Origin of the sequence: Paenibacillus lycopersici (assembly GCF_010119935.1) — a bacterium.
In the GTDB taxonomy this organism is placed as follows: domain Bacteria; phylum Bacillota; class Bacilli; order Paenibacillales; family Paenibacillaceae; genus Paenibacillus_Z; species Paenibacillus_Z lycopersici.
This window is the reverse complement of record NZ_CP048209.1, coordinates 1,229,934-1,242,478: the sequence shown is the minus strand read 5'-3', so window position 1 is coordinate 1,242,478 and position 12,545 is coordinate 1,229,934. Positions and strand designations below refer to the sequence as shown.

Sequence of the window (12,545 nt, the reverse complement as noted above, 5' to 3'; positions counted from 1 at the left end):
CAGCTGTCTGGCCAAGGGACGAAAGGGGTTAATCTCCGCGGTACCACCCTGATTTGCCGTCATCTCGCGATGCCGGCCTCATGAGGCAAGGTCAAGCCCTGCCTGCCGCACGATAACGTGTGCCACTCCGTTTGAACCTACCGGCCGCGCGATTCGTCCGGCAGGGAGCTTCATTGCGCCAGCCTCCGGGCTCGGCTTTCGATCATCCGCTCCGAGACGACATCATGCAGCGGCTTAAGGCGGGAGTTTCAGCTTTCCTTCCGCTCTCTGGACATAAGGACCGGTTGCATTTTATTCTCTTCATCGCGTTTTGAATTTGGTTCATCTTAGCACACTGTCCGCGGCATTTCAATCGGCAGTTTGCAGACGGCGCTCCAGATCGGTCAGATGCTGCCTGACCTCCTGCCAATCGCGGGCGCGGTAGATGTGCTCGCGTTCGATGCCGCCATTATAGGGCTGGTCGATGAGAATGACCGGCCTGCGGGCGCGCGCGAACGCCTCCGCGTAATGCGGGCCGTCGTCGATGAGCACGTCCACCTCCGCTTCCGTGCACGTACCGAGCTTGTCTTCGACGAAGTAAATCTCGTGATACGGCACCTCGTAGCGTTCCAGCCAATTCACGGATACGTCCTTATACTGAAGCGGCCTCGCCGTGATCACGGAAATCCGGTGTTTGCCGTATAGCTCCCTGATATTCTCCGCCGCCAGCGGATACGGGATCGAATTCCAATGAATGTCATGCCCGTATCGCGCGACTACCGCTTCGCGCTCCGCCTTGTTCCATCCGTACATGCGATAGAGATAGAAATCATTCACGTCCGCCGGCGTAAACGCGCGCCCCGACGCAAGGTTGTAAAAATGCAAATGCGCTGCCGTCGCATCCAGGATCGTATTGTCCAGATCGATGCCGATATGCAAGCGATCTCCCCCTTTTTCCGATATGTTCCCGCTATCGCTCGCGCGACCCTCGCTTCGGTTGCTATAATACGAGAAGAAGGAGTGAGCCATGATGAAACGATTCATTGACAGCCCTATCCGCAACGATGAAGAACGCAAGCGCGCCGCGCTCGTCGAGCAGCTGGCAGCCCGATTCGCGGAGCGAGCGCCCCTGCACGATCGGGAGGGCTCGTTTCCGTTCGATAATTTCGCCGACCTGAAGGAAGCCGGTTATTTGAAGCTGACCGTCCCCCGCGCGTTCGGCGGCGACGAGATCCCGTTGTACGAGATGGTTCTGCTGCAGGAACGTCTCGCTTACGGAGACGGCTCGACCGCCCTAGCCGTCGGCTGGCATATCGGCCAGATCCTGCATTTGCGCACGACCGGGAAGTGGCCGGCGGAGACGTTCGAGACGCTGTGCCGCTCCATCGTGAAGGACGGCACGATGATCAACACGTTCGCCAGCGAAGCGGCATCCGGAAGCCCGAGCCGCGGCGGCCGCCCGGAGACGACCGCCGTCGCCGCGGACGGCGGATGGCGGATTACGGGGCGCAAAACGTTCAGCACGCTGTCCCCGATTCTCGATCGTTTCGTCGTGTCCGCTTATCTCCCGGAAGAAGATTGCACGGCCGATTTTCTCGTTCATCGGTCGGACCGGGTGTCGATCGTGGAGACGTGGGACACGATCGGGATGCGCGCGACGGGCAGCCACGACGTCGTGCTGGACGGCGCTTTCGCTGCGGCGGACGGCCGGCTGACCGGCAAAGGCATCGATGACGGCGGCGGCTGGCTGCTGCATATCCCCGCTTGCTATATGGGGATTGCCCTTGCCGCGCGCGACTATACCTTGGCATTCGCCCGCTCCTATCGGCCCAACTCCCTGGATAAGCCGATTGCCGCCCTTCCGTCGGTGCAGCAGACGATCGGGGAAATGGAGATCGCGCTCCGCACCGCCCGCACCTTGCTCTATTCGGCGGCCGAACGGTGGGACAACGAGCCGTCGGAACGGACCGCGATGAAGTCGGAGCTCGGCCTCGCGAAATACTCGGTCACGAACAACGCGATCCGGATCGTCGACCTGGCGATGCGCATCGTCGGCGGCATCAGCCTGTCGCGTTCGAACCCGCTGGAGCGCTACTACCGCGACGTTCGTGCCGGCTTGCACAACCCGCCGATGGACAGCTCGGTCATCCAGACGCTGGCCGCGGCCGCGCTCGGCGAGGTCGCTCCGTCTTAAGGACAGCCGCAGCAACGGAGTTCGGCCCGGTTGGCAGACCTCCACCTAGGGGGGCGGTCTGCCGCCGGGGCTTTAGACTGCCCCCCGGAAGCGCAGAACGCTGCTAGGCGCGCGGATTGCCGCCGAGGCCTCGGCCTGCCACCCGAGAGAGCGCCCGCTGCTTGGCGCGCGGACTGCTGCCGAGGCCTCGGCCTGCCACTCGAGAGCGCGGCCCGCTACTTGGCTCGCGTTCCCGGGTGCGGACGCCGCCGGGGCCGACTTCACATGCTAGCCGACCCGCAATCGCACGAGGCTTCGGACACACGATCCGCTATTTCGCGATTTTCATCCTTAGCGCACGGTGAAACGGACACACGATCCGTTATGTATATCCAAAGCTCTTGTTGCCGCGCGCTTTCGAGACCAATAAAGGATCTCCTGTCCGCAGCATCCCCTAAATTCGCCATATTGCGAATATTAACGGATCTCCTGTCCGCCGATCCTCCGCAAGCAAACCGCCTGCCGCTTAGGCCGCTGTCTGCACCTAGTCTCCCGCCAACACCTGCGCACCTGGGGAGGCGGCTTCCACCCCAGCGCTGCCCCAAGTCCAATAATCGGCCGCCGGACGAAAGCCAAGAAGCCGCTATCATCGAATAGCGGCTTCTTGGCTTGGGACGCGCGTCGTCGCGCTGCTCACAGGAGCTGCGGCCCAACGCCCCGCCGCCCTCAGAACAAATCGTCGTTCGTCCGCTGCGGAGCGTCGACGTCCCCCTTCAGGAAATATTCATGCCTGCCGAACCGGGACAGCGCCGACTTGTCGGACTGCCATACCCACTCGTCGATCTCGGTCTGGCAGCGGTGGGCGCGGAACGCGGCCAGCTTGGCGGCATTGTGGGCCTGCACGTCGACCCGGACGACATCCTTCCGCGTGTACCCGTAGTGCTCCGGACGCTCCATCGCGTCGCCGAACGTTATGAAGTACAGCGCGCTTGCAGCCCCCTTAGCCCCCTTGCGCCCTCCAGCCTCCCCTCCGGCCGAACGCCGGAACGCGGCCGTCGTCGCCTTGCCGATCGCGCAGTGGTCCGGATGACCGCCGTACCGTTCATGGAACGTCAGCACGACGTCCGGCTCCACTTCGCGGATAAGCGCCTCGATGCGCCCGACCAGCGATTCCTCGTCTTCGAACTCCACGGTCTTGTCGCGGATGCCGAAGAAGATCAGCCTGCCGATGCCCAGGCATTCGCATGCTTCCCGCAGCTCCTGCTCGCGGGCGGCGGCCATCGTTTCGCGGTTGAGATACGGCGGGTTGCCCATCCGGCGTCCCATATCGCCCTTCGTTGCGCTCACCAGCGTGATTTCGACGCCTTCGGCGGCGTATTTGGCCAGCGTGCCCCCGCAAATAAACGTTTCGTCGTCGGGATGGGCGAATACCGCCAGCAGCTTGCGTTTCGGCGCTTGTTCATGGTTCATTCCGGAAACGGCTCCCTTCCAAGATGCAGCGCGACACTCATGCGCCCTCTGTCGTCATAGCCCGCCAGCAGCAGGCGGCCTTGCCCGTCAACCTCGTAATGCGTAAGCGCCTCCATGCGCAGCCAGCCGTGGCCGTCGAATCGGAGCGCGGCGCGGTACGAGCCTTCCCCTGCGATAAAAGCGTGCGTTACCCGTACCTTGAAATTGCGGACGAACACGAACGATGTCGCCTCGCTGTGCATATAAGCCTCGGCCCCGACGAATTTCCGGAGCTCGGCTTCCGTTTCCGTGCGTTGAATAGGGATCATGGCGCAAATCTCTTTTCTATATGGATTTTGACTTCCAGCTTATTGTAGCACGTAAAGAACGGAACAAGCAGTGAAATCCGGCAAAATCGCCGGTCCTCCGGCGTCGCTGGCCGCTGGTCCGGGCGCCCTTCCGTGAGCGATTGCCGCGCTAGCTCTTCTTCGCTCGGTTACGGCTCGCCTTCCGGTCGGCCTTCGCGATATTCTCCGCGACGCGAAATTCCACGATGCGGCGAATGAGCGCATAGGGGAGCGGCTGGCCGAGCGGGAATTGGACGGCCCCTTTCGAGCCTTTGTATATCGACAGCTCTTCCTTGAAACCGGCAATGCCGCTCGCGGTCGGATAGAAGCCGATATGGTTCTTATAGGCGGCATAATAGACGAGGCTGCCGCGCAGCGCGAACGCGGGCATCTGATAGGCGATCTTCTCCTGCGCGCCCGGCGCGGCTTCACGAATGACCTGCCTCAGCTTCTGCAGCTCCGCCTGCACCTCGGGCGGGAACATCGCAATATAGTCGTCGACCGACGAGGCGGACGGCGTGTTCTCTTTCTCTACCATGGCTGCTCCTTTCGCTCGTCCGCGGTATAGGCGGTGACGGACGGGCCATGCTTTCATTGTATCAAAAAGTAAAGCGGCGGCAGCCCTGGACCATAAAAATAGTCCTCGGCCGCCGCCGCTCTTGAGAGCAGCAAGCCGTATCCGTCACACAGTCCTTTATCGATCGCCGCAGAGTTCAATCAGATAGGAATTAGGCCCGTTACGCCTTGCGCGTTCCAATACATCGATCGAGTCCTCGATGATCCTTCGAATCGTCTTCCCGGTCGTGAACGTTCCTGCCATTCCGCCGATATAGCAGCCCATTTGCTTCGGGCAGCCGATCGCGGCGAAATCGAACCGCTTCATATCGTCGATGATGCTTCTAGCCGTCTGCATGGCCGCATCGCGGTCCGCCAGGGCAAACACGATAAATTCATCGCCGGCCGCGCGGCCGACCGTGGCCTTATGCAGATAGGTCTTGACGTTGGATTCGATCATGCGATAGCAGGCGAGAATGACGCTGTCCCCCGCTTCGAAGCCATAGTCGTCGTTCACCTGCTTGAAGTGGCTGATATCGAATCGAAATACCGCGTGGCTCTCGCCGTCCGAACGGAGCGACGCTATACTGGCCGCCGTTTCCAGAAACATCTCCATATTCGGAATGTTCTTCTTGATTTCTTGCACGCCGGCCGGGCCGATATGCTGCAAATCGATGTTCATGTTCATTTCGAATCCCTCCTTCTCGATGATGGCGATTAGCCGATCGATAGCCAATTTCTTCTGGATCTGCTCGTTCAGCGCCGAGGCAATCTCGATTCGTTTGCGATACAATTGGCGTACGATGCTCTGCCGCTCAATCGGACCGCTCAGCAGCGCCTTGATTTCACTGAGCGCGAAATCGAGATTTTTAAGAATCAGGATCCAATTCAATCGATGGGATTGCTCTGTCGCATAGGATCGATAGCCTGTCCCGGAATCGATTCCCGCAGGCTTGAGCAGGCCGATTTCATCGTAGTGCCGAAGCATTTTGGCCGTAACCTGGTTCAATTCCGCAAATTCGCCGATTTTCAACCGTTGACACCCTTTCGCAAGTTATTCCGGCCGGAACTCCTTGTATGTACCATAAACCTTCCCCCGGCAGGAAAGTCAACCCCTTGGCGACGGCGTAATCAAAATAAAGGCCATCCGTCAAAGGATGGCCTTCAAAGAATAGCCCTGCAGCTTGCCGTTAACGCTGCGCGTTCACCGTCGCATCGCCTTCGAACGCCGGCAGCCAGCCGCGGTTCGCTTCGAATAATTCGTCGACCATGTCCTGAATTTCCTGCAGGCTGAGCACGGCCGACGTGAGCGGATCGAACGCGACCGCCTGGAAAATCTTCCGCTTGTCGCCCGTCAGCGCGCCTTCGACGGCCAGCTCCTCGCATCGCGAGCTCGTATTGACGAGAATCGCCAGATGGTCGGGCAGCTTGCCGACGTGGATCGGCGCCAAGCCGTTTCGCGATGCGAGCACCGGCACTTCGACGCACGCGCCTTCCGGCAGGTTGTCGATCAGGCCGAAGTTGCGGACATTGCCGTTGAACTTGAACAGCGTCCCGTCGCCGAACACCGCGTTGAAGATATACGAGGCGTACTCTTCGCCGCGCGCAAGGTCGATCGGCTTGTCGCGCCATTCTTCCATCTGCTGCTCCCAGTTGTTCTTCATCCGCTCGCCGTATTTGACGACGACGCCGTACTCGCCCGGGTTCCAGCCCGTGCCGTGCGTGCAGTAGCGCTCGATCAGGTCCGGACGCTTGCGGAACCACGCGTTGTATTCGGAGTTGTGGCCGCTCGACTCCGTGACGTAATAGTCCAGATGCAGGAACATTTCGTTCCGCACGATTTCTTCGCCGTAGACGGCCGGGTTCTGCTTGACGGCATCCCGAATGAGCGGATAGGCGTCCTTCCCGTTCCAATTGAAGTCCAGGTAGAACGCCTGATGGTTGATGCCCGCGCACGTATACGTGATTTCCTCCGCCGGCGCGCCGATCCAGCCGGCAAGCATCGCTGCCGTACCCTGCACGCTGTGGCAGAGGCCGGTCGCCCGGACGCTCGTTTCGCTCTGAATCGCCCTGCACAGCATGGCCATCGGATTCGAATAGTTCAGGAAGATGGCATCCGGACAAATGCGCTCCACGTCGCGGGCAATGTCCAGCATCCCCGGAAGCGTTCTCAGGAAGCGGAATATGCCGGCCGGACCGCGCGTATCCCCGATATTGATATCCACGCCGTATTTCTTCGGAATTTCCACGTCATGCCGATAGACGTCCAGATCGCCGACCATAATGGTGCACACGACGCCATTGGCGCCTCGCAGCGCTTCTTCGCGGTTCGTCGTCGCCTCGAGCTTCGCCGCGCGGTATTCGCCCGCGTTCAGGATGTTCTCCACCGCGGACTTGGCAAACGCCAGCCGGCCGGGGTCGATGTCCATCAGCGAGATCGTGCAATCCCGGAAAGCGGGAAACGTGAGCAGGTCGCGCACCAAATTTTTCGTAAAAACTAAACTGCCGGCCCCGATAAAAGCGATTTTCACCGTCATGTCCGTTCCTCCTCAACGTTCGGATTGGTTCATCCCGTTCATGCAAGCCGTCCTCTTCATAGCCCTATTAAGGACCGGCAAATTATATGCCGGTCCCGAGACATTCCATTATTAAGGCATGATCTTGATCAAGGCCCGATCTTGGCGAGGAAAGCGGCGTAGGCCGGCTTCGCCGTCCATGTCGCATCGCTGTGCAGCAGGCCGAACGTGTTCTCCCGGTTGGCGTTATCGTAAGAGGCGTTGTCGATCAACTCGTACCACATCATCGGACCGGCATACGGAAGCCCGAACCACGTGTCGAACGCTCCCGCCGTGAAGGTCGCCTGGTCGGCCTCGCTCACTTCCCCTTCGCCCGTGCCGGTCGCCCAGCCGACTTCCGTCGCCCATACCTTCTTGTTCGTATCGCCTTGGGCCGCCATCAGATCGACGATCGACTGCAGCTCCGTGAACGTCCAGTGGCTCGTCGCCGAGGGCGACACGTACGTGTACGGATGGTAAGCGATCGTATCGAAGTAGCCCTTGCCGCCATTGTCATAGATCGCCTGCATGAAGTCGAGCGGCGCCACGCTGTTCGGCACGTAAGCCGGCTCCACCGGCGAGAAGCCGCCGACCATGATCGTCGGCGCCGCGACGCCAAGCTCGGATGCCGCTTGGCGGATGCCGTTCGCGCCCGGCTTCAGCATATTGTTCGTATACTTGGCCGGATCGACGCTCGGCATGTTGAAGAACTGCATGTTCTCCTCGTTACCGATTTCGAACGCGATCGTGACGCCCCGGTTCAGATACCGTTTGGCGATCTGGTAGCAGATGTTGCCGTACGCCGTGCCGTTCGTCGGCGCGTAGTTATGGTCCGGCGTGCTCGATACGCCCGCGGCCCACGCCGGGGCGGAGCGAATGACGATGTTATACTTCAAGCCCTTGGCCTGGATGGCGTTAAAAATCAGATCGGCCTGCGTCCAGTTGATCGTCCCCTGGGTGGGCTCCATCAGATCCCAGAACAACGTGCCTCTGACCCATTTCGTCCCCGTACTGACGATTTTGTCGTACATCTGGTTCAGGCTTGCGCTCGTCGCGAAATACGGGTCCTGCGTATTGAAGCCGATATTCTGGCCGCTGTACGTCTGAGACGTTACGGTCGCGAGCGTAAAATCATCCGCATAGGTCGCGCCGGTGCCCGCGCTCTTCCAGACGAATATATTCGCCGTCGTATTCGCGCTGCCCGTCGTGAACGTCACGCTCAGCTTCGTGTACGAGGCGGAGGTTGTCGTCGTGTTGACTTCCGAGCCGCCGTAATTCTTCACGCCGATGTAGACGACGTCCCCGGCCGCCGCGTTCTTCACCCAGCCCGACAGCGTATACGTCGTGCTCGGCGCCAGCCCCGTCAGAAACTGCTCGACCCCGGTATTGGACGTGCCGATATTCACCGCTTTGGTTCCCGAATGCGCATTCGTCGTCGTGATCGCCGCGCTGCCCGAATTCGTCCACGGCGACAGGACGCCGGTCTCGAAGTCCGGATTCTGCAGCGGTACCGCGGCAAGCGTAAAGTCGTCCGCGTACGTCGCGGCCGTCCCTGCGTTCTTCCAGACGAATGCCGTCGCCGTCGTATTGGCGCTGCCGGTCGTAAACGTCACGCTCAGCTTCGTATACGCGGCGGATGTCGTCGTCGTGTTGACCTCCGAGCCGCCGTAATTCTTCACGCCGATGTAGACGACGTCCCCGGCCGCCGCGTTCTTCACCCAGCCCGTCAGCGTATACGTCGTGTTCGGAGCCAATCCCGCGAGCGCCTGCTCAATTCCAGTGTAAGCGTTGCCAATATTCACCGCTTTGCTGCCCGCATGCGCGTTGCCCGAGACGACGGCGGCGCTGCCCGAGTTCGTCCACGGCGACAGGATGCCGGTCTCGAAGCTTGGATTCTGCAGCAGCGGCGCGGATATCGTAAAGTCGTCGGCGTACGTCGCGGCCGTTCCCGCGTTCTTCCACACGTAAATCGAGGCCGACGTGTTGGCGCTGCCCATCGTGAACGTAATGGTCAGCTGGGTGTAAGCCGCCGACGTCGATGTCGCGACGATATCGGGCGAACCGAAATTTTTGACGCCCAGATAGACGAGATCGCCCGCCGACGCGTTCTTCACCCATGCCGAGACGGTATAGGTTGCGCCCGGCGTAAGCCCGGTCAGCGCTTGCTCGACGCCGGTATACGAGACGCCGAGATTGAGCGCTTTGCTTCCGGAGTGAACGTTGTTCGCCACCACGGAAGCGCTGTTCGAATTCGTCCATGGGGTGAGCGTGCCGGTCTCGAAGCCCGGATTGGAAATGACGGCATCCGCCGAAGCCGTCCTTGCAAGCATGGCAAACGGTGCGCTGCATAGGGTAAGGAATAGAAAAGCCGCTGCACATAATCGGATGATTCTGCGTGACGCTTTCATACTATACCTCCTCGAATGGGATCATGCCTTGATGCGCTCGTATAATGCGTTCCTTGCTCTTCCGTAACAAATCCGCTCGAATGCCTGTCAATTCACCCCCCTTCCTAATCAATTCGTTTCATGCTAGCCCTTCTCCTTCACCGCGAGCTCGGCGGCCTTGGCCGCGAAGACATCGAACGCCGGCTTCTTCGTCATAGGCTCGCCGCTGTACATCAGGCCGAACGTGTTCTCCCTCTCGTTGTCGTCGTGGGAGGCATTGTCGACCAGTTCGTACCACAGCATCGGTCCCGCGTAAGGCAGGCTGTACCACAGATCGAATTCCTGCGCGGTGAACGCCGCCTGATCGTCTTCGCTCACTTCGCCTCCCCCGGCCCCGGTCGCCCAGCCGACCTCGGTCGCCCATATGCGCCGGCCGGTATCGCCTTTGCCGTCCATCAGATCGACGATGCGCTGCAGCTCGGCGAACGTCCAGTGGCTGCCGGACGGTTCGGACACGTACGTGTACGGATGGTACGCGATCGAGTCGAAATACCCTTGGCCCCCGTTGTCGTAGATCGCCTGCATGAAATCAAGCGGGCTTACGCTGTCCGGCACGTAGTACGGCTCGACGGGCGCGAAGCCGCCGACAAGAATGAGCGGCGACGGCACGCCGAGCTGATCGGCCGCTTGGCGGATGCCCTTCGAGCCCGGAATGAGCATGTTGCGGGTGTATTTCACCGGGTCGACTTCCGGCATGTTGAAGAACTTCATGTTCTGCTCGTTGCCAAGCTCGAAGACGATCGGCACGCCCCGGTTCAAATACCGTTTGGCAATCATGTAGCAGATGTTCCCGTACGACTGATCGTCGGACGGGGCATAGTTGTGCACCGACGTATCCGCGCCGTCCGCCGCCCACGAAGGCGCGGAGCGGATGACGAGGTTCATTTTCAACCCCTTCGCCTTCACCGTATCGAATATCATATCGGCCCGCTCCCAGTCGAGCTGACCTTTCACCGGTTCCATCAGATCCCAGAACAGCGTCACCCGGACCCATTTCGCGCCGGCGCTCGCCGCCTGATCGTACAACGCGTTCAGCCGGTCCCGGTCCGTAAAATACGGATCCTGCGTATTGAACCCGACTTCGTACGGATCGATGTCGCTCCATGCATCGACGCGCTCCGTTTCCTTCGATCCCATCGCGATCGCCCCCATCAACACCGCCACTGCGAGGAACAAGATGCCCCCGATTATGAATGTCGCGTTTCGCATCATACTATCAAGCCTCGGCTCCTTTCAGCAGACGGTCCAGGAACAGCGCGATGAACGCTTCGCTGTCGACGTCCGCGGCCGCCATGACCGCGGAACCTTCGGCTGCCCGGACGGCCGCCTGCACCAATTGCTCCTCCCGGTCGCGGTCCGTTAAATTGAACGTCATGCCCCGGGTGTGCTTTCCGGCCATTTCGACCGCGACGGCTTCCCGCTCGAACCGCAGATGCGTTTCCCCGAACACGCCGTACGCCGCCAGCGCGTCATGCAGGATGGGATACGTTCTGCCCGTGTCCCGCTGCCATTGCCGGATCAGCCGCCACAGCAGCCGCGCGAGCGGCGTTTCCGCCCGCTCCAGCCGCGCCAGCTGCTCCGCGTTCATCAAGCACCGCTTCGTAACGTCCAGCCCGACGGCCGTCATCGGAATGCCGGATCGGAACACGATGTTCGCCGCTTCCGGATCGCAATGGATATTCCACTCGATGAAATGAAAATAATACGCCCCGCCCATGATGACGATACGGTTCAGCTTCTGCCGCAGCCGCGGCTCCTTAAGCAGCGCCGCCGCCAAGTTCGTCAGCGGCCCGATCGCCAGCACCGTCACCGGCTCCTCGGCGCCCATGACGGTCTCGATCAAGTAATCGACCGCATGCTTCCCGGGGATCTCGATGCGATCCATGGCATCGGCGATATATTGGCAAGGCGCCCCGCACGGATGGACCGGCCCGTTGATCGGCTGCATGCAGCCGGCGTAGACGGGGATCCCCGTCCGTCCCGCGGTGCGAAGCAGGCTTGCCGCGATTCTCGCTCTGGCCCCGGTGTCGCCGAAGACGGTCGTCAGGCCGACGACTTCGACTTCGGGACTGTTCAGGGCAAACGCGATCGCGAGCGCATCGTCAATGTCGTCGCCGATGTCGGTATCGATGATGATTTTCTCGCGGATATCCGCATGATTTTCCATGATTATGGCTCCTTTCCGCCTTGCGGCTATGACTTAATGGCGCCGGATATCATGCCGCTGATCAAGTACCGCTGCCCGAAGAGGAACACGAGAACGATCGGCAGTATGAACAACACGGTCGCGCCTTCTTGGACTTGATCCAGCTGGACCGACGGCTTCTCCGGCAAATAATAGCCGATCGACATCAGAATCGTCGCAAGCGGGTACTGCTTCTCCTGCAGGAACATGAAGGGCATGAAGAAATCCTGTCCCCAGCTGAAGTTGAACGACATGATCGCCGCCGTCGCGATGATCGGCACCGAGATCGGCAGGTAGATGCGGAAGATGATGCCGTACGTGGAGCAGCCGTCGATGCGCGCCGCTTCGTCCAGCTCCCGCGGGATATTCATGAAGAACTGGCGGTAGAGGAAGATCAGGAACGGCGCGCCGCCGAGCCCGGACAGGATCCACGGCCAGTACGTGCCCAGAAACCCGAACTGCTTGAACAGAATGTATTGCGGAATTTGCGTCACCGTCGCCGGCAGCATCATGGTCGACAGGATGAGCATGAACAGCATGCCTTTGCCCTTCGCCCGCAGCCGCGCGAACGCGAATCCCGACAGGAAGCTCGATATCAGCGGCAGCGTGACCGAAATCGCCGCCAGAATAAGCGAGTTCTTGAAGTACATGAAGTACGGGCGCAGCGTGAACACCAGCTTGTACGGATGGAACGAAAGTTTCGCCGGAACGACGACCGAGCCCGTAAACAGCGGCTGGAGCGAGTTAATCAGCAGCCAATACAGCGGAAAAGCGAAAATGACGGCCAACAGCAGCAGCAGCGCGTATAATGCGGCTTTCTTGGACCAGCGCGTCTCTAATTGTTCCATGTTGCGC

The 12,545-nt window shown here is 60.5% G+C and carries 11 protein-coding genes; 1 reads left to right on the top strand and 10 read right to left on the bottom strand.

Annotated elements, in window-relative coordinates; translation table 11 throughout:
- Positions 1 to 348 precede the first annotated feature (348 nt).
- Positions 349 to 918, bottom strand: a complete 570-nt coding sequence (locus tag GXP70_RS05280; protein ID WP_162355507.1) for a 5' nucleotidase, NT5C type — start codon at positions 916 to 918, stop codon at positions 349 to 351.
- Positions 919 to 1,009: 91 nt separating this feature from the next.
- Between GXP70_RS05280 and GXP70_RS05275 the strand changes: the two genes are divergently transcribed.
- Entirely contained in the window at positions 1,010 to 2,173 is a 1,164-nt protein-coding gene (locus GXP70_RS05275) for an acyl-CoA dehydrogenase family protein (protein WP_192043417.1), read from the top strand.
- Positions 2,174 to 2,878: 705 nt separating this feature from the next.
- Here GXP70_RS05275 and GXP70_RS05270 read toward each other — a convergent pair.
- From GXP70_RS05270 to GXP70_RS05230, 9 genes are all read right to left on the bottom strand, one after another.
- Positions 2,879 to 3,622: a PIG-L family deacetylase gene (locus tag GXP70_RS05270; protein WP_162355505.1), complete on the bottom strand. Its 744-nt coding sequence runs from the start codon at positions 3,620 to 3,622 to the stop codon at positions 2,879 to 2,881.
- On the bottom strand, positions 3,619 to 3,930 hold the full coding sequence (locus tag GXP70_RS05265) for a DUF1806 family protein (RefSeq protein ID WP_162355504.1): 312 nt from the start codon (positions 3,928 to 3,930) through the stop codon (positions 3,619 to 3,621). Before GXP70_RS05265 ends, GXP70_RS05270 begins: the two co-directional genes overlap by 4 nt.
- Positions 3,931 to 4,078: 148 nt before the next feature.
- On the bottom strand, positions 4,079 to 4,486 hold the full coding sequence (locus GXP70_RS05260) for an iron chaperone (protein ID WP_162355503.1): 408 nt from the start codon (positions 4,484 to 4,486) through the stop codon (positions 4,079 to 4,081).
- Positions 4,487 to 4,642: 156 nt separating this feature from the next.
- The gene (locus GXP70_RS05255) at positions 4,643 to 5,536 is read right to left on the bottom strand and encodes a diguanylate cyclase domain-containing protein (RefSeq protein ID WP_162355502.1); all 894 of its coding nucleotides are present in this window, start codon (positions 5,534 to 5,536) and stop codon (positions 4,643 to 4,645) included.
- Positions 5,537 to 5,693: 157 nt separating this feature from the next.
- A complete protein-coding gene (gene melA, locus GXP70_RS05250) occupies positions 5,694 to 7,040 on the bottom strand; it encodes an alpha-galactosidase (protein ID WP_162355501.1) in 1,347 nt (448 codons plus the stop codon).
- Between the two features lie 128 nt (positions 7,041 to 7,168).
- Positions 7,169 to 9,388 (bottom strand): carbohydrate binding domain-containing protein, encoded by a 2,220-nt coding sequence (locus GXP70_RS05245; protein WP_162355500.1) that lies wholly within the window; start codon positions 9,386 to 9,388, stop codon positions 7,169 to 7,171.
- A 201-nt stretch (positions 9,389 to 9,589) separates the two neighbouring features.
- The gene (locus tag GXP70_RS05240; protein ID WP_162355499.1) at positions 9,590 to 10,717 is read right to left on the bottom strand and encodes a cellulase family glycosylhydrolase; all 1,128 of its coding nucleotides are present in this window, start codon (positions 10,715 to 10,717) and stop codon (positions 9,590 to 9,592) included.
- Between the two features lie 4 nt (positions 10,718 to 10,721).
- Entirely contained in the window at positions 10,722 to 11,672 is a 951-nt protein-coding gene (locus GXP70_RS05235; protein ID WP_162355498.1) for a nucleoside hydrolase, read from the bottom strand.
- A gap of 26 nt (positions 11,673 to 11,698) precedes the next feature.
- Complete coding sequence (locus GXP70_RS05230; RefSeq protein WP_162355497.1) at positions 11,699 to 12,538, bottom strand: carbohydrate ABC transporter permease; 840 nt, start codon at positions 12,536 to 12,538, stop codon at positions 11,699 to 11,701.
- Between the last annotated feature and the right edge of the window lie 7 nt (positions 12,539 to 12,545).

What these genes read in the sequence shown, in the direction of transcription:
- GXP70_RS05260 (WP_162355503.1), bottom strand. Translation starts at nt 4,486, where the DNA reads ATGGTAGAGAAAGAGAACACGCCGTCCGCCTCGTCGGTCGACGACTAT.
- GXP70_RS05235 (WP_162355498.1), bottom strand. Translation starts at nt 11,672, where the DNA reads ATGGAAAATCATGCGGATATCCGCGAGAAAATCATCATCGATACCGAC.
- melA (WP_162355501.1), bottom strand. Translation starts at nt 7,040, where the DNA reads ATGACGGTGAAAATCGCTTTTATCGGGGCCGGCAGTTTAGTTTTTACG.
- GXP70_RS05265 (WP_162355504.1), bottom strand. Translation starts at nt 3,930, where the DNA reads ATGATCCCTATTCAACGCACGGAAACGGAAGCCGAGCTCCGGAAATTC.
- GXP70_RS05245 (WP_162355500.1), bottom strand. Translation starts at nt 9,388, where the DNA reads ATGCTTGCAAGGACGGCTTCGGCGGATGCCGTCATTTCCAATCCGGGC.
- GXP70_RS05270 (WP_162355505.1), bottom strand. Translation starts at nt 3,622, where the DNA reads ATGAACCATGAACAAGCGCCGAAACGCAAGCTGCTGGCGGTATTCGCC.
- GXP70_RS05240 (WP_162355499.1), bottom strand. Translation starts at nt 10,717, where the DNA reads ATGATGCGAAACGCGACATTCATAATCGGGGGCATCTTGTTCCTCGCA.
- GXP70_RS05230 (WP_162355497.1), bottom strand. Translation starts at nt 12,538, where the DNA reads ATGGAACAATTAGAGACGCGCTGGTCCAAGAAAGCCGCATTATACGCG.
- GXP70_RS05275 (WP_192043417.1), top strand. Translation starts at nt 1,010, where the DNA reads ATGAAACGATTCATTGACAGCCCTATCCGCAACGATGAAGAACGCAAG.